The organism is Sphaerochaeta sp. UBA5849 (assembly GCA_002432715.1).
Lineage (GTDB): Bacteria > Spirochaetota > Spirochaetia > Sphaerochaetales > Sphaerochaetaceae > Sphaerochaeta.
The window spans coordinates 1-17,352 of record DJGJ01000024.1; the positions used below are offsets into that span (position 1 = coordinate 1).

Here is a 17,352-nt window from a genome sequence, read left to right on the forward strand (position 1 = left end):
CGTAGTTCTACGGACTAACACAGCAGTGTTTCCAGCCTCCCCTGTGCATGGGCAATCTCATTGATGGAGGATAGCAAGGAATGTGCATCATAGGTAAAATGCGGCCAGTCCGGTTGTTGCCAAATATAGGTATCCATAGATGGATGTTACGTTGTATGCGTAGAATACGCAAGTTAATCTACGCAATAAAACTCATATCTTGCGTAGATTAACCGCTCTAATCTACGCAAACCTTTTTTTTCGGGCTATCGGACCAAATCTGCGAGCTGTTCCCCTATCTGGACGATGTCCAAGCCTTTGGTGAATTGCAGACACGTCCCTGAAGGATGACGCACCTTCTGTACCCAGTGATGTGGAATGGAAGAGAGCCCGTACTTGGTTCCCAGGATTGCACCCGCCACCGCACATTTGGTGAATGAGTACACTTGAGTACCAATGACTTGCTGCGGGGCATCACTCTCTGTAGAGACAGCATTTAGTGCAAACTTACCTCGGGAAGCTATCCTGAAAGCGGAACCATCCCCATGCTTCTTGATATCCATGTACAGGTTTGCAGCAACCGTTTGATCAGGAGTCTTCCCTTCGGTCTTCCACAACCCCTGATCCAAAATCCTTTGGGCAATCTGTTGGGCATTCAAAGGTTCATTGGAAGCCTTCAGAACAATTTTCGCTGCGTCCTTTACCGTCATTTCATCTCCTCTCCATCGATCAAAGGTACTTGAATATCAATCGTACCAAGCGTGCATTACCGTATGAACACATGCTCTTGATGCCAATGCAGGAAGGGCAAATGTTCTTCTCTAATCCATCGGAGCTCCATTCCTTGTTTAAGGCCAAGAACACTCAACGAAGATGACTCCATTCGCTTGGAGACTATCAGTGCTCCTTGGTCATCAAAGGTGATGAAGCCTCTATCGAATAGTCGGTCGAATCGCGCTTCCAGCAAGAAACCGTTGAACACATTGAGCCTTTCCTCAGCGGAGGTACAATCCTTCCAAGGTTTGGCATGGCTGGCAAGCAATAACTCTGATTCTCCGATATTGGTCAGCGCACAACGACCTTCCCAATATGACAGCATATGATTGCGGTAGATATCCTGGCCTACTCGTTGCTCAACTTCTCGTCGAACTTCTGTCTCATCGATTGAGAGATTCTTGATCCTTGCATCGAATTCAAGCAATGGAGAGTTGGGCAGAGATCCAGCCAAGATTGAAGCGTCGCTCAGGATAGTACGCAGTACGTCAAGGTCGAGAATCGGATACGCAACAAGTTCACCGTTCTTTCTCCGCAGCTCATTACTCAACGCAGCTGAATTGAATGAAAGAACAAAGCCACCTCCAGCCACCAACTTCACGATACACGTGAAGCGATGGAGAGCCGAGGATAGTTGGATAGTATCGCTAGCAAGTACCAAGGGATCGACTTCCCAACCAGCGCTATAGGCAATTGGCTGGATAACACTGTACACATCTACTGCCATAATTCAGGCTGCCTCTCTTGCCTATCCCAGGCCTCCAGCACCAAACGCATGGTTCTATATTCACCATACTCTCGAAGCTCTTTGTTCTTCAAACCGGGAAAGGTTTGTGATGGATAGTCTTTCCCCATCACAGATTCAGGATCAAGAATATACATCAGCTCCTTTCGATTGAGCCCATATAAGCGAGCATAAAGAGCATCAAGTTCAGCACGATTAATAAATCTCCCTTCAAAGTCCCAATTTTGCAATTCGATTTGCATAGAAGAGGCTATTAGCCTTGAGACTCCTATCAAGGAATCAACATGTGAATTAACATATTCTACTAGCAAATCTTTCACAGTCATAGAATCAATAGTTGGTAATTGCTTTATATAGTATAGACTTAAGTTTGTTCCCCCCACTTTTTGTCTCGCACAATAATCAAAAACTATACTTGAGATATTTGCAAGAAACAATTTTGATCTCTTATCCAGCAGAACAAGATTAATCGAATGACCTACTGCACTTCTAGGAAAGATTGATGATATAACTGTTCTTTCATTGGTAGTGTTTGTAATATTCCTCCATCCCATCAACCACTTCGGGCTCCTCTGATCCATCACCTGATCCATCTTCTTCATCAGGTTATCAGCGGTTGCCAGTTGATTGAGCTCCTCATCTTCACATGCAGCCAAAGCCATTCTCAGTTGGTGTTCTTCACCTGCATACCAAGCCTTCCTCACAGAATCAGGAACATCGGCAATACGAATCAGGACTTCTTTCTTAGGGACCCAATACCTTGGAGTCACTTCAAAATCTGGGTTCATTTTCTCTTCAATGGTTACATCCCTGACCGTCCCATCAGGCTCATACGTTGCCCATCGGTGATCATACTGATGCAACATCTTGGCTTCATACAGCGGATAGCTATCAGCCTCTGGAGAATCCAGGAAGAGGGAGGAGTCGTTCGACATATGAAACATCGTTGAGAACTGCACACCCCAAGGATTACCTTCTTCTCCCTTTGACTCATCAATCAAGACAGGCACTTTTCTGTAGATCTTCTTCGCAAGCTCAGCATCCATCTTGCTTCTGAAGATGGGAAGTGTGTGAGTATTGGGGTTTATCAGATTGAAGTCTTCAGCGGTCAACTCAAAGTGACGCCTATCATCTTCCAGCTCTTGGATAGAATGTAGGAAACAAGCAAAATCAGCTGAATGAGAAAAACCCAGTGTAAGTAGACTGAATTTTTGCCTACTATCAACAGCAGGGAATACCTTATCACGGTTTTCAATATCATACAAAGAAATGAGCTGGGAATCCTCTACAAACGATCCAAACAACCTCTTGGTTGAATCATCTGTTGCTATCCCTGTTGGAACTATGATACCCACCCTACCCTTGTTCTTCTCTCGTAGTTTACTTACCAGTTCAGCAAAGAGTGCATAGAGATTGGTGTCACCTATGCCTGAAAGTGGGTACTGTCCATATTGTTCTTCCTTGACATGGATGAAATTGCTCAAGGCCTCCGCCTGATGCTCTTCTGCAAGGAAGTCTTGGTAGAGCATCTTGTCCGCTTCTGATCCGGTAGCAAGTTTATCAATCAAAGCCTTTCTTTTTGCTGCATTCTGAGCTTTGGCAATCTCAGGGTTACGAGAAGCAAAGAACTCCTGTTCCTTGATGGTGATTTTCTCCCACGGAGGATTGCCCAACACCACATCAAATCCACCCTTTGCGAATACCTGGGGGAAGGCAAACGACCAGTGAAGGACATTCGCTTTCTTGCAGGCTTTTCTTGCTTCTTTGATTGCTTCCTGGTCTGTCTCTGATGGCTGCTGCAGAATCTTATATCGATAGAGAGTCTGGGAAGTAGGAACTACCCTTCCTGGTCTCTTCTGCATCAGGAATGCACCAATATAGATGTCGGAAGCAACGTAATCAATCTTGCTTTCTATCTGCTCTCTGTATTTGTAGTATTCCCGTGCTTTTTGCTCAACATCAGAAACACTCTCTTCAGGCATCGAATCAACCTGACCAAACATATCCTCGTTCCTACCTGAAACTACGATATTGGTCTGCTCTGGAACCTCCAGCTCTTGCTTGTAACTCTTCAAACCAATGGCATTCTGCTTTGCCAGGTTTGCACAGTACTCCTTGTCATCACCGCTAAGCGGCTTGAAAGCATCCTTGGGAATACCTGTATCCAGGACAGTAAGATCAAACACACCAAGCAAGGAGTTACCGCACAGAAGATGCCGGTCAAGGAAGCTCAACGGCTTTCCTGGCTCATACCCTTCCAACCAGAGAGCCATCTTGGTCAACTCAACAGCCATCGGATTGAGGTCGACACCATAGATGCACCTGCTGATGACATCCCGTAGTGCCCGTCTGTACTCTGAGGGGGTAACCACCCCGTCATCATCACGGGCAACTGCAACATACTCAGCAATCTTTCTTGCAGCTGCAAGGATGAAATGGCCACTGCCACAAGCTGGATCGATAACAGACAACGAGAGAAGTGCTTCAGCCTTATCCTGCACATGCTCCTTGGCTGTTTTCTCCAGGACCGGAACCAAAGCTGTCTTTACCAACTGGTCAACCAGGAAACTCGGAGTATAATAGCTGCCGGTAGTCTTTCTGGCATTGCCTGCAGTTGATTCATCATCCTCAACACCAATGAATCTGAATACCCTCGCCGGCATATCCACAGCAGGGACCAATTCCAACAGGCTCTCATATACAGAACCCAATTCCTCGGTTCCCATATTCTTGTAGTCGATGTAGCTGTATTGTCCTGATGCGTTGTTCGCCCATCTGAGGCTCTCCATCGCCTTCAGGAATGTCGCATTATCGAGAGTCGCATTATCCAGGTCATCACACATACCGGAGGAGAACAAACCACCAAGAGCAGGCAATGCCAGACGGGGTTCACCCTTTGCCAAAGAAGTGAAGACAATCTTCTGAGCTGCCCAAAAATCGGTATAGTAATTGTAGGAACTCCTCCTATGAAGCATCACCTCACGAAGACGATCGAGACTGTACCCTTTCTCATACAAGTCCCGTTCCCTAGTCAGGGAAGCATCAGGAGAGAACACCAAACGCAACCCATTTTCCGCCCTGCGTTCTTCCAAGGCAAATAAAAATAAGAACCGATAGACAAGTCGGAGCAGTTGGTGATAGAGATCCTCTGCTGTTAGCTGTCCATCGTTGAGTCTCTGCCGCAGCGCCTCATTCGCTTGGTTGGCAATGAAACCGGAACCAAGAAGTACTAGAGCTTTGGTTACCCCACCTCTTAGCCCATCACGGACACGCTCACCAGTGCTGATAGTTTCGTTTCTCCACTCTTCCCAGATGGTCATTTCCTCTTGATTCTCAAAGTTATAGACCCGGGAAACATGCAGAATCTTCCAAAGAAGCGTGTATTCAGAGTAGTGATCATCCTCAAGCATCGAATGTAAGTCAAATTCCAGATACTGAGGACGAGCCATGGTCGGAGATGACCTGAGCAGACGGATCGTTGAACCATTCGATACTATGCCCCAGGAGCTCTTTCCCAGAGCATTCAGGTATTCCTGCGACATCTGGAAGAGCGAACGATTACGAACTTTTGCACCGCTGATCCCAAATCTGGAATCAGATACATCCAGCCCCATATCATAGGCAGCTACTGTTATGGGAATTCTCTCAAATGCAATCTTCTGGATTGGGTATCCATAATCACCTACCCGCTTCGACCTCACTCTCTGATACTCCGTCCACCCAAGACAGCTGGACATAAACTTCATGAAGAACGTGTCAGTAAGCTGGAATAGATCAGTATAGGAACTCTGGCGACGATTCTTGAAGTCTGCATGCAATGCTCGGGCGATCTGATAGGAACGGCCGATCTCCTCGATCATCCTCAATCCTGCTGGAATCTGATACTCGCTCTCCTTCTGATGGGAAGCTTCATTCTTTGCAATTTGTTCCAAAAGATCGGGCAACAGCAACGAACCCTCCAAGCGGATGGTCTGCCATGATATTCCGTGTGAATTACGCCTAGCCATCGAAAACTCCTTACAACGAATCAACAGACGGGAGCAGGACATACACTCCCATTAAATCAGCGGGGAAACAAGGACTGACGGTCACCGATCCCTTGGCACTGGCAGCAGAACGGACTCTCCGGTTCTGGTCCAACAACTTGTTTGCATGTTCCTTGCAAATTTGCTCGATCGAATCCTTCTGCGAACGGTAGAACGCAAGCGCCTGCAACACATTCCGCTCCTGTGCCCCTGCAGACAAGGTTCCTGCGGGTTTGCAGGAGAATAGCTTCAGAGCATCCTTCTCTGGTATCCATTTCGGATTCACCATCCCCCTGCTGCCGATGACGATCAACTCCTCAGCCATCAGATAGCGTGACTTATCATTGAGCTTGGTAGCAATCTGGTGCCTGACCCGCACCAGGAACAGGGAATACGCCTGGTCAACCTCAGAAGTCTCGATGACGGCACACCGACCGCCGATCGGCTTGTCATTGCGATAATCAAGCGTGTTTTCCACAATATAATCACTGAGAATCTCCACGATGGGATGACTTCTGTGGAGGAACTCAGCACCGATAGGCGCAGGATTTTTCATGGACAAACGTATGGGTCTCTCATATGAGGCCTCGGCTAACCGATCTTTCAACTCGCTGGGAAGATGGGAAGGATCGAATTCGAACTCCTTCTCTGAAATAGGTTTCAAAGGATTGTTCAACCGCTGAAGCAGCGTCTGCATCATCTCCTTGATCGTATCGGCAGATCCAAGCACTCCTTGCTCTTCTTCCCATTCGGGAATTACATCCTCAGGGTGCAAGGAACGCTGTGCAAAGATGGTCTTATTCTTCTTCGCATTCTCCCTGGCATCCTTCCAAGGACCTTCGAAAGCCTCGGTAGCTTGCTGGATCTCCCCGAAATCAAAGGATAGCTGCCCGCCTTCCTTCTTGAAGGACTTTTTCAGCAGTGCCGCCTGCACCAAGGCATTCCCAACTGCTTCACTATTCTCAGGAATCGGTACCATGACTCCCAATTCCTGCTTGATGGCAGTCGCCTTTCTCAGGATTACGTTGATGATGAACCCATCAACCGGGTTATCCTCACAGTACATCATGGTACAGCGTACTTCCGGAAACTTCTGTCCGAATCGGTCTACGCGGCCCTCCCGTTGCTCATGCCGGGTTGGATTCCATGCAAGATCATAGTGAATCACCGCATTGAAGTACTCCTGAAGGTTTATGCCTTCAGAAAGGCAGTCTGTCGCCACCAGGATGCTCTTCTCAGCCTTTCCCAACAATGCAATTCGTTCCTGCCTTTCTTCGGCTGACAACTCACCGGTCACAATGTCGATTGTATACTTTGGAAACTTGCTTCGTAGATACTCGCCAACATATTTTGCAGTTGATATGTATCTGCAGAAAATGACCGGACTGAAATTGTCCTTCAACAGAGACCCTTGCAAATGGCTGACCAACATTTCCAGTTTTGGATCGGTTTGATCCAGCAGGCTCTGAGCTTTCTTAAGCAACCGCTTCAATTCCTGCGTCTCATTGAAAAGCTGGGTAGGGGTGGTATCATCAACAGCGAAATCAACGGCTTCCTCATCAAGGATGTCAGCTCCTTCCAGTGAGAACTCGTCATCGGTGATGTTCTGGAGCCTGCTGGTCAGGACGCTGATAGCAGATGCCGGGCTGGATGCGACACACCTAAACAATGCAAGAATGGCATACCAAATCATCTTGCCTGCAGGTGTCTGGTTTTTCTCATGCGTTTTTGCGAGTGTATAGCAATAGACTCTTACCTCTTCAAAGAATGTTCTCCAGGTATCGTTGAGATGGTAGGAAATCTCCTTGATCATTCTCTCCGGGAAAATGGAATCATCCTTCCACTCGATGATATCCATTCTTCTGCGCTGAACGAATTGTGTTGCCAAATCCTCACGAAGCTGCTTGTCAACATTCTGATCTTGCCCAAGCTGCAGGTATTTCTCATCAAGCAACCCAAGCAAGTTGTGAAAGGCTTCATCATCGCCAGAGTGAGGCGTTGCTGTAAGCATGATCAAGGACCGTGACTTGTCACTGGCAAGCTTTTTCAACAGCTCATACCGTAGCTGCTGATTTGTTCCTTTACTCGTACAGGTATGCACCTCATCCACAACTATGCATTGGGGTGCAGTTGAAAGAAAATGCTCCCTATGAATGGGGTTTTTGATGTAATCCAATGACACCACAAGCACAGGATACCGGTCAAACAATGATTGGCCTACCGGCAAGGTCTTTTCCAGAGACGAGACAGAGGAGGATGTCAGCGCTACTGCAGGAAAATTGAAACGTGTGTGAAGCTCTCCCACCCACTGGTCGACCAGGTGAGGCGGGCAGAGAACGGCAAATCGATCAATTTCAAACCGATCCCAGAGTTCTCGTACGATAAGACAAGCTTCAATGGTTTTTCCGATGCCGACGTCATCGGAGATCAACAGCCTCACCGGGTCCATCTTTAGTGCCATGAGAAGCGGCACCAATTGGTAGGTCCTTGGTTCAACGGCGATATGACCGAACGATCTGAAAGGACCAGCGCCATTGCGAAGCTTGAGCATCAGGGCTTCACGGAACAGAGCACCGGAGCGCATATTGGAGAGCTGGGACGGTACCGGGTCATCGAAATAGGCTGCCCTTACAGGCTCCTGCTCAAGATCCGGGGCAATATAGACAACCTCATCACTGCCTCTCAACGGGCGGAGTACCAAAACCATATCATCACTGCCAGCCTGAACAACCCAGTCTCTTCCTCTTGCACGTACCAAGTTGCCTGGTGTAGTACGAAAATTACTCATTTCTCAATTCCTTATTCACCGAACACATCTGAATTCGCTTTGAAAATCTCATCCCACGAAGTGTCATCAGTACTCACTTCCAGGATGTTGATGGACCTGTCAGCACAATACTGCTTGGTTGCTTCACTTGCTTTCCCAAAGAAAATTGCTGTCCTGGCGGAAGTATAATACAACGGAAGTACCGAACCATCCTTAGTACTGACTGAACTTTTTTCCGGCAACCGAAGATTTCGTTGTTTCAAGGCTTGCGTGAACTCTGACTCAACTCCTGAAACCTCTGAAAAGACTGCATCTTCTCGCTTTGACACAGAACCATTGGCAAGTGCTACCAAGATTTTTATTGCATCCGGGTCCCTACGGTCTATGTCCAGATGCTCAGGTTGGTTGTAATACGACAACAAGCACTGATAGCAACCGGCTTCGCAGGGAGGATTACCGTTGGCATCAAGGTCTTCCTGCATATGCTCGGCATCCCATGTCTGCGTCTCATTGACATAGTGCATGATCCTCAATGCCTGATCAGATACCATCGAGAGAGCTTTCTTCTCCTCGACGAGCCTGTTCAAAACACCAGCTCCCCCTTCCACGGCCTCGTAGAACAGGATTCTTTTCCTGTTCTCACTTGTTGGCAGAGGTTCTACAGCCAGTTCAGATTCTTCAATCTGGAATACTTGTTCAATGCCACGTTTCAGTGCAGCTTGCAGGGTGACCATGGTCTTTTGGGAAAGATCCCCCTCCGGATGAAATACCAGAATATTCTTGCAATCTTCCACGTACGGGACAATCCTTTGCGGTTTCACCTTATTGGTTACCGGTACCTCGGGATTCTCCGGCTCATCCTCGTCCTCACCCTCTGACTTGCTCCAAAGACCGGACAAGGGATCAATCGGGAACCCGAGAAGCTCCTTGTTGGTCCTTCGTTTCCATCCCTTGTTGATCTTGTAGACGGTGGCAGCCTGTGCATACAACATCTCACCAAGCTTCTCTTCCTTGAGCATGATATCGGAGGCTGTCGAGAACCGGGAATCGGCACCATTGAAAACATACGAGGTCTGAAGATCGTAGCCGACCCTCTGCCGCTCCTCATCATTCATGGAGATGCGCTGTACCAATCTGGTTTCCACCGTTTCGATACGATACAGCGCATTGATCCGGATGCTCTCAGTCAGGATTTCCCCGCAGCAAGGGCAACGTTCTGGAGAATCAGCATACCCGGAAGCAATGACACCATAGCCGCAATTTTCACAGATGATAGCATCGTTGGTAGTCAATTGGGTGCTTCCATCTGCCATGGCGATGCTTGTAGCAGCATTCAGTTTGGCTTTCACAACCCGGAATACTTTGCCTTGGTGATAGATCAGACTTCTGGGTCCAAACTCGGAAAGAGCAAGGAACCGGGACCGGGAGACCGTAGTAGCATCATCCTTGTCCTCAGTGGTACTGGGTATCCAGGCGAGCAGAGGCAGGCGCGGGAAATTGTATCCAGGAAGCACTCCCTGACTTGCCAAATAGCGGTAGCTGTAGAAATCAGACGACGAAGAGTTCCTACTCCTGGTGGTTGTCAACAAACCCATCTGGATGCTCGCATCGTTATAGAGCCTCTGAGCAGCTTTCTTTTGTTGCTGGGTTGCTGTGGGAGACATGTTCACTGTATGCGACTGCTCCTGTTGCTGCCGTGTCGCCTTAAAGAGGTTCCGCCAGCGGTCAAAGGCTGTCTCAAAGCGGTTCCAAGCGGATGAGACCAAACCTTGTGCATACTGTTCGCTGAACCAAGGTGCCTTCTCCGGTACAAGATACTCCTTTACTGTCTCAAGAAGAGCGTTGATCTCCCCTAAGGAACGCTTGGAAAGCTCTGGGTCACAGAATGCGTCTCGGATCTCCTTCCGAACCTCCAAGAACGATTCCTCATGCTCCAGATCAAGGATATCAGGAATGGAAGAACCTATTGGGTATCCTGACAAAGCAAACCATACAGCCAGCATATGGCTATCGATCAGGTCCTTGTTGGAAAGATCCAACGAGGGAGTCCTGACCGTACCATGGACCATCTCATTCTTGTGATGGAAGAACCATTGGTCATGGGGGCTTTGGGAGGCACAGTACGATACCACCAACGCAGCTTGTCCGGAGCGGCCTGCACGTCCTGAACGCTGGGCGTAGTTTGCCGCTGTTGGAGGTATATTGCGCAGGTACACGGTATTGAGCGAAGAGATATCGATGCCCAATTCCATGGTTGGGGAACAATAGAGCACAGGAAGTGGCTCCAACTGCTTTTTCTCCGGGTGTTCCTTCTTCCAGGTTTCCTGGTCTTCCTTGGAGTATCGGAACCGTTTCTCGAGTATTTCACGTTCATCCGATTCAACTTGAGCCGTATGCTCTCTGGACTCAAACTGGAAGAGGGTAAAATCCCGAGACTTGAACTGTGTTGCAATCGAAGAATACAAGGCAGTGAAGAACTCATTGGACCAACGGGAGCGGTCAACGTTCTCCTTCAATTTCCATACAAGGATGCTGTCGTTGAGCTGCCAGCCAATCAGGTCACCTTTTTTCTCCTTGATCTGATTGATCAATCCATAGGAGGAAGCAATTGCAAGAAGGGAGCGTGTTACTTCTTCGATCATCTTTCCCCTTTCAGTGTTGCGTAACGTCTCCCAGCTTGTACCTTTCCATAGCTCAGGATTCTTCAGCTTCCGTCCGATATACGAATAGGTGCCACCTCCAACATACTTGAAGATTCGTTCCCCTTTGTCTGTGATAGTGGGTAGCTTCCCCACTATCAGACGATTACCCGTTCTCAGCTTCTCATGCTCATAGAAGCCCCAGCGTTCAACCAGATGGTTGTACGTGTTCCTCTGCACTACCTGAAGCTCATCCGGATCCCAATAGGAGGAACTGATGCATAGGTTTGCCTGCATTTCCTCAAACAACATCTTGTATAACCTGAACCGGATTTCAGGAGTAGCTCCCTTAAGAACTGCAGGAGCATCCGTGAACTTGGAATCATCAGCGCAAAGTTGCTCAAGGTATGCGTAGTGAATCTGCAACATTCCGAGCTGAATCAGGTTTGGGTTGTTGTATCGCCATCCTCTGGAAAGATCGTTGAGAATCCTATAAGCAAGAATTTGTTTCTCGTATTTCTGGTAACTGAGCCTCAGGTTCGTTGCCATGGTGGGATTCTTTAAATATTCCCTGAGTATTTCAGGATCATCCGAGTCAAAACCCAAGGCTTCAAACACTGCCTGGGCGAGATTCTCAATCCGGATCATCCCACCGTTGTTCCTCAACGCAGCCAAGAGTGCTGAACGCATGGTAACCAGGTAGATGAAATCATTGAAATGCCCTGATTGCAACGCAGCATCCTGACGGTTATCGGAGAACCCCAGTATCTTCTTCTGGGCGAACGTACTGGTTTCCTTGTCAAACATCTGCTCCAAAAGGTTGAGCGTGATGATGGTGGTCGATGAAGAACGACCTTCACCTGAAAGCCCGACCAATTTGTTGACATCCTTCGATCTGGATTCATGTTCAAGTCCACAATTGGGGCAGAACTTCACAGTTCCGGGGATGAACCAGTACTTGACGGCACCTGCTTGAGCCTCGCCTTGGGCGTTGATCTCAATCAATTTGGGGATGGATTTCCTCATCCCTGTTTTGACTATCTGGTTCCCTTTCTTGTCAAAATCCATCCAGGACTCGGGAATATCAGAGTCGCTTTGGTAATTCTGCTCAGCAGAGACTGGCACCAGGTACCCAAACCGACCGGCTTCATCATCCTTTTGGCTTGGGACATCATCTATCCGCCGTGGTTCGAATGTAGTCAGGTCATCATCCACCCACACTGGAAGGTACTCCTGTCCGCATTCCCTACAGAAGTATGTCCGATACAAGCGAACGTTCTCTTTCTGTCTTCCTGGAGCATACTGTTGTTCATCCAAGGTGATGAGCCGCTCGCCCACCGGTTCGAGAGTGGTAAGCACTACTCCAGGTCCGCTGATGAACTGATGAAGCTTGAATGCAAACAGCGGCTCTTTCTTCGGCGATACCACGTGTTCGCAATGAACAAGGAATTTCCTCAGTGTTTCAAGAGCCATCACTCGTGAAACATCGGCATCCGATGCCAATCTGTCCAAAGCCTCAGAGAGACTGATGGGAGTAGCACGTTCCGGGGACTTGCCGGGTACAAGAATGATTCCCAATGTCAGTTCAACCCAGATCGATAATTCGTCCAGTGCAAGAGCGGCATAGTCATCTGGGAACGGAGATCCTGACACGATGCGTTTATGCAGGGCGTTCTTGTCGATTTTCCTTGCCTCGGGTGTGACACGGGTCAAGACTTCGCCTATTACGTTGGTTACAGGAATTTTCACCCCGAACAATGTCGAGGCCGTCTCTGCTACCGCCTTAGCCTTGTCATCAGCACTTCCGATGGATGACATGGTTGCGGATGTACCGATGCAGATCATGGAGCTGGCTTGAAGCCGTTGCCTCAGTCTTCTGATCAACATGGCAACGTCAGCGCCCTGCCTTCCCCGATACGTATGCAGTTCGTCCAAGACCAGGAATTCCAATCCCATGCTATGTTGGACAACTTGATTATCGACTTCTTCATTTCGAGTAAGTATGAGTTCCAACATCATGTAGTTGGTCAGTAGGATGTCCGGTGGATTATTGGCAAGCTTTGATCTCTCTGTGCTGTCTTCTTGGCCTGTATACCGTGCTACAGTAATAGGCCGTGAGTCGGAGTCTGGATAGTTATCAAGGAACTTGTTGATTTCTCCCAGCTGGCTGTTGGCAAGAGCATTCATCGGATACACAATAATTGCTCGTGTTTTAGGAGTACTATCCTGTTCCTTACCCCTGATGATCGCATCTATGATTGGAATGAAGAAAGCAAGACTTTTCCCTGATCCTGTTCCTGTTGTGAGCACATAGCTCTGTTTATCACGGGCTTTCCGGATTGCCTGTTCCTGGTGATTGAAGAGTGTGAGCGGAGCACCTTTGATTCTGAACAAGGTTTCACATAACGGGTGAAGCAAATCAGCCTTCACCAGCTCTGTTATGGTATGTGTAGTCTTATAGTGAGGATTGACTTGAATCAGGGGTTCCGGCCAGAACCGACCATTCCCATACTCTTCATCAAGTACTTCTTTGATATCCGGTGCAGATACTCTGGTAAAACTTCTGGAAAACTTGGAAAATGATTCAATCAGATTATCCCGAAACTCAAAAATATCCTTCATGAGACAACTCCCATTCAACCATTAAGGAAATAAGTTGTTGGATATGACTAACAGCCTACCCTCTTAACAAGACATACTACCATAGATTCCATGCTTACAGCTAAGCTAATTGCTCTGGGATACAAATTCTACACAGTATAAAGAGTCTGGACAAAAGTAAGGATACATCAAACCAATCATCCCCAGATGGCTTTTTTTGCTGTCTCACTGACTATGTCAACCAGGATATCACGTACCCCTGAGGCAATTTCTTTGCCTACTTTCCCCAGAATGGTTTTTACTCTGAATGAAGCGACTTTTGCCTGTGGAGTATCCTTCATTAAGCTATCTAAGTCAGTCTTGAATTGAGTCAGCTCTGCACCTTCTAGTTTACCTGATAATTCCATCAACTCACTTGCTGCTTGAAGACTGCGCTCTGTCCAAGGAAAAGGTCTGCCACAATTATGGCAAAAAGAGGGCTTCACGTATTCAAAATCACCGAGAACATCGGGCTCGTAATACGATCCCCGAATAGGACTATCACAATGTGGACATTTAGTTATTGTCTGCTCTCCACAGATAGAGCAATACTTCTCTCTCAAATCTGGCATAACGTCTGCATAAGAAGTAGTTACGTGTCCATTTAAACATATTTCTGCTACTCGATAAACGCCCATAATCTATACTCCTTTCGTCAATATATGAGGCCAAAGCGCTTTATACATCTGTGACGGATTAAAGAAAAAACCATCGCAAGAAGGTCTTACTTTGTATCCTTTGGCGGGCATGGATCATGTCCATATGAGTTTGGGTTCTGGATCTTCCCATCTTTTCCATGGATTACCAATTCCGCATCTTGATTCTTTGCCACACCTTTTGCGTAATCAACAGCTTTGTCTTTTGTACTGAAACTCTTGGTAGCTTTCTCAGCTCCACCCTTCTTTACACTCCAACCTCCCTTAGGAGAAGGAATCACATGCTGTGTTGTTTTTGCCATTATAACCTCCAATATATATTTTTATACCTACAAAGAAATACTTTCAGATACAAATATAAATCGGTCTCATTTCCATAACAAGCCCCGTTTATTATGATTTCCCACTTTTAGTGACGTCTTTACAGAAAGGAGAGAAGGTGTACCAACAAAGGTGCCAATTCCAAGATGTTTTACCCTGTTCTAGGTTGTTTCATAATGCTTGACAGCAAATCAATTTAGAAACATAATGGCGCAAATTGGATTCATGCGAATGGTATATTTCGTCTACCAGTATTTGCGCCTCAAACTTCTTCCTGTCAGGAAACCCCAATTGATCCGATGGAGTCTCTACTTTTCCTTGAGATTGAGCAATTTTACTGATATCCAAGAGCAAGGAAGGTAGATCGCAGGTAAAATGCGGCCAGTCCGGCTGTTGCCAAATATAGGTATCCAAGATGGACTTTATGCTGTATGCGTAGATTATATACTGTATTCTACGCATGAGGGAAATACCTTACCTTAGGAGGCTTCCTTCTGCTGCTTCAGCAGCTGATACACCGTTGCCGCCAAGGGGACTCCAAAGAGGACGCCTGGCACCCCGAACAATCCAGCTCCCAGGATGACTGAAACAAAGACCCAGACTCCGGGCAATCCCACCGAACTGCCGACCACACGGGGGTAGATGATGTTGCCTTCCAGTTGTTGGAGAATGACCAGGAACAGTACAAAGAAAAGTGCCAGACGCAGGCTTTGACCAAAGATCAGGACAAAGCCGACGGCCCCGCCGAGGTAGGCTCCCACCAAGGGGATGAGGGCGGTCATCCCCACCACCGAACCGACGGTGAGTGCATAGGGAAACCTGAAGAGCAGCATTCCTACCGTGCACAACGTCCCAAGAATCACCGCTTCCAAAAACTGGCCGGTGAAAAACTTTGAGAAGGTCCTGTTCGCTACAATAAGAATTGCAGTAATCTTGTGATAGTGCTGTTCGGGGATGAATCGTTTTGCCAGATAGGAGAGCTGACTTACCAACCGATGCTTTCCGAAGAGCAGGTACAAACTGAAGATCAGTGCAATGAGGCCGGTGGCGACCGAGCTGACCGCTCCTCCGAGCAACGATATGGTATAGTCGGCAATCTTGGGCGATGATGCCTTGACCTGCTCGATGCCTGCATTCACATACGTTTCAAGAAGGGTAAACCCTTGTTCAAGCTCGGGTCTGCGGCTCATCAACTGTTGTAGCGACTCTACGCTCTCTTGATAGAGAACCGGCAGGTTTGTGCCGAATTGCTTGATCGCCACCCCGAGTTGGGGAAGCAGGAGTACCAAGACCCCTGCGATGAACAGCAAAAAGAGCAACAGTGAGATGCACGTAGCCAAAGCGCGGGCAACTATCGGCTTCTTGATCCGCTTCTGGAATTTCAGCTCCAGCTTCTTGGCGGGAATATCCACCAAGTATGCGATTACCACGCCAAGCAACAGGGGTTTGAGCAAGCCGGCAAAAGCGGAAAAGGCCTCTACCACCTTCGGAAAATAGACTACCGCCAGAGCCAAGGCTGCTCCAATCATCAACAACTCTATTACTCTTCGAAAGGTACGATGTTCCATCTCTAGCTCCATCAAAGTTTGAGTATTGCACATACTTCGGGAGATTGCAAATCGTGCAGCTTACTCCTACACATTCTCGTTTCAATTGCACCAGAGCCCAATTATCCAACAAAAATATTCTCTCACTGTGGAAATATGCATGATATACTGAGACTAATCAAAAAAGGAGATTGTTGCTATGAAGAAAGTGTTTTTGATGCTCTGTGTCCTGGCAGCTGTCGGCTCGTTGCTTTTTGCAGCAGGTGCAGCTGAGAAGCCTAAAGCCGGTGATGAAGGCCTCTCTGGAAAATTGGTAATCTATACTTCGATGTACGACGATGTCATCGAAGCGATCGACGAAACCCTCGAAGAGGTGTTCCCTACCGTCGACATTGAATTTTTCTATGGTGGAACCGGCACGCTCCAGGCCAAGATTGCGGCAGAGTTCGCAGCAGGCAAGCTCGGTTGTGACATGCTCATGGTCGCCGACCCTTCCTATGCCTTGGAACTCAAGCAGATGGGAGTCCTCCAGCCGATCATGATCAACAATGCCGCCGACCTGGCATTTGATTACGACAAGGAAGGCTATTGGTATCCGGTACGCATCAGCAACATGGTCCTGGCCTACAATCCTGCAAAATATTCCAAGTCCGATATCCCCAATTCCTTCTATGATTTTGCCTACGACAAGCGGGTGGAGGGCATGATCAGCATGTCCAATCCCTTGACCAGCGGTACTGCACTGGATACCATCAGCGCACTGAAGGACAAGTATGGATACGAGTATTTCACCGCCCTTGGCAACCAGAAGGTGAAGATTGAGAGTGGTTCGGTCGCCCTGACCAAACTTGAAACCGGTGAGTGCAAGGTCATCATGATCCTTGAGGAATCGGTGCTGCAGAAGCGTGAGATGGACAAGTCCAAGATTGAAGTAATTTACCCCACCGACGGCACCATTGTTGTTCCCTCCCCGATCATGTCGATCAACGACCAGTGGAGCCCCAACAAGAATAGTGCAGCCGCCAAAGCCGTCACCGAGTGGTTCTTGTCCGACGAAGGCCAGGCCAATATCGTCAAGGCTTGGATGCACTCCGTTTCTTCCAAGTATCCCAATCACCCCTACGACGCCATCCCGACCAAGGAAATCCTGAAGAACACGATTCCCGTCGACTGGCAGGCAACGGTAACCTTGCGCGAAGAACTTCGCACCAAGTTCCAGGAAGCTGTCGCCAAGAAGTAATTCACCTAACATCTTGAGG

At 47.9% G+C, this 17,352-nt stretch carries 11 protein-coding genes; 1 reads left to right on the forward strand and 10 read right to left on the reverse strand.

Features of this window, described 5'->3' with window-relative positions; translation table 11 throughout:
• Positions 1-14: 14 nt before the first annotated feature.
• From B3K89_RS03805 to B3K89_RS03845, 10 genes are all read right to left on the reverse strand, one after another.
• Entirely contained in the window at positions 15-137 is a 123-nt protein-coding gene (locus B3K89_RS03805; RefSeq protein ID WP_345907079.1) for a DUF4172 domain-containing protein, read from the reverse strand.
• Between the two features lie 108 nt (positions 138-245).
• Positions 246-689 (reverse strand): winged helix-turn-helix domain-containing protein, encoded by a 444-nt coding sequence (locus B3K89_RS03810; protein WP_345907080.1) that lies wholly within the window; start codon positions 687-689, stop codon positions 246-248.
• 56 nt (positions 690-745) lie between these two features.
• Positions 746-1,480 (reverse strand): HNH endonuclease, encoded by a 735-nt coding sequence (locus tag B3K89_RS03815; RefSeq protein WP_345907081.1) that lies wholly within the window; start codon positions 1,478-1,480, stop codon positions 746-748.
• Positions 1,471-4,341, reverse strand: a complete 2,871-nt coding sequence (locus tag B3K89_RS03820) for an Eco57I restriction-modification methylase domain-containing protein (protein ID WP_345907082.1) — start codon at positions 4,339-4,341, stop codon at positions 1,471-1,473. Before B3K89_RS03820 ends, B3K89_RS03815 begins: the two co-directional genes overlap by 10 nt.
• Before the next feature lie 1,174 nt (positions 4,342-5,515).
• Positions 5,516-8,311 carry a helicase-related protein gene (locus B3K89_RS03825; protein ID WP_345907083.1) on the reverse strand — a complete coding sequence of 932 codons (2,796 nt, stop codon included), beginning with the start codon at positions 8,309-8,311 and terminating at the stop codon, positions 5,516-5,518.
• 11 nt (positions 8,312-8,322) lie between these two features.
• Positions 8,323-13,551: a DEAD/DEAH box helicase gene (locus tag B3K89_RS03830; RefSeq protein WP_345907084.1), complete on the reverse strand. Its 5,229-nt coding sequence runs from the start codon at positions 13,549-13,551 to the stop codon at positions 8,323-8,325.
• A 176-nt stretch (positions 13,552-13,727) separates the two neighbouring features.
• The gene (locus tag B3K89_RS03835) at positions 13,728-14,207 is read right to left on the reverse strand and encodes a DUF2321 domain-containing protein (RefSeq protein ID WP_345907085.1); all 480 of its coding nucleotides are present in this window, start codon (positions 14,205-14,207) and stop codon (positions 13,728-13,730) included.
• A gap of 86 nt (positions 14,208-14,293) precedes the next feature.
• Positions 14,294-14,527, reverse strand: a complete 234-nt coding sequence (locus B3K89_RS03840) for a DUF2188 domain-containing protein (RefSeq protein WP_345907086.1) — start codon at positions 14,525-14,527, stop codon at positions 14,294-14,296.
• Between the two features lie 190 nt (positions 14,528-14,717).
• Positions 14,718-15,008 carry a DUF4172 domain-containing protein gene (locus B3K89_RS13765; protein WP_414712338.1) on the reverse strand — a complete coding sequence of 97 codons (291 nt, stop codon included), beginning with the start codon at positions 15,006-15,008 and terminating at the stop codon, positions 14,718-14,720.
• Positions 15,009-15,025: 17 nt separating this feature from the next.
• Complete coding sequence (locus B3K89_RS03845) at positions 15,026-16,114, reverse strand: AI-2E family transporter (protein WP_345907087.1); 1,089 nt, start codon at positions 16,112-16,114, stop codon at positions 15,026-15,028.
• 178 nt (positions 16,115-16,292) lie between these two features.
• Here B3K89_RS03845 and B3K89_RS03850 point away from each other — a divergent pair, with 178 nt between their 5' ends.
• Positions 16,293-17,333, forward strand: coding sequence for an ABC transporter substrate-binding protein (locus tag B3K89_RS03850; protein WP_293892381.1), 1,041 nt, complete (start codon positions 16,293-16,295; stop codon positions 17,331-17,333).
• Positions 17,334-17,352: the final 19 nt, after the last annotated feature.

What these genes read in the sequence shown, in the direction of transcription:
- B3K89_RS03825 (WP_345907083.1), bottom strand. Translation starts at nt 8,311, where the DNA reads ATGAGTAATTTTCGTACTACACCAGGCAACTTGGTACGTGCAAGAGGA.
- B3K89_RS13765 (WP_414712338.1), bottom strand. Translation starts at nt 15,008, where the DNA reads ATGCGTAGAATACAGTATATAATCTACGCATACAGCATAAAGTCCATC.
- B3K89_RS03850 (WP_293892381.1), top strand. Translation starts at nt 16,293, where the DNA reads ATGAAGAAAGTGTTTTTGATGCTCTGTGTCCTGGCAGCTGTCGGCTCG.
- B3K89_RS03805 (WP_345907079.1), bottom strand. Translation starts at nt 137, where the DNA reads ATGGATACCTATATTTGGCAACAACCGGACTGGCCGCATTTTACCTAT.
- B3K89_RS03840 (WP_345907086.1), bottom strand. Translation starts at nt 14,527, where the DNA reads ATGGCAAAAACAACACAGCATGTGATTCCTTCTCCTAAGGGAGGTTGG.
- B3K89_RS03845 (WP_345907087.1), bottom strand. Translation starts at nt 16,114, where the DNA reads ATGGAACATCGTACCTTTCGAAGAGTAATAGAGTTGTTGATGATTGGA.
- B3K89_RS03815 (WP_345907081.1), bottom strand. Translation starts at nt 1,480, where the DNA reads ATGGCAGTAGATGTGTACAGTGTTATCCAGCCAATTGCCTATAGCGCT.
- B3K89_RS03830 (WP_345907084.1), bottom strand. Translation starts at nt 13,551, where the DNA reads ATGAAGGATATTTTTGAGTTTCGGGATAATCTGATTGAATCATTTTCC.
- B3K89_RS03820 (WP_345907082.1), bottom strand. Translation starts at nt 4,341, where the DNA reads ATGTGTGATGACCTGGATAATGCGACTCTCGATAATGCGACATTCCTG.
- B3K89_RS03810 (WP_345907080.1), bottom strand. Translation starts at nt 689, where the DNA reads ATGACGGTAAAGGACGCAGCGAAAATTGTTCTGAAGGCTTCCAATGAA.
- B3K89_RS03835 (WP_345907085.1), bottom strand. Translation starts at nt 14,207, where the DNA reads ATGGGCGTTTATCGAGTAGCAGAAATATGTTTAAATGGACACGTAACT.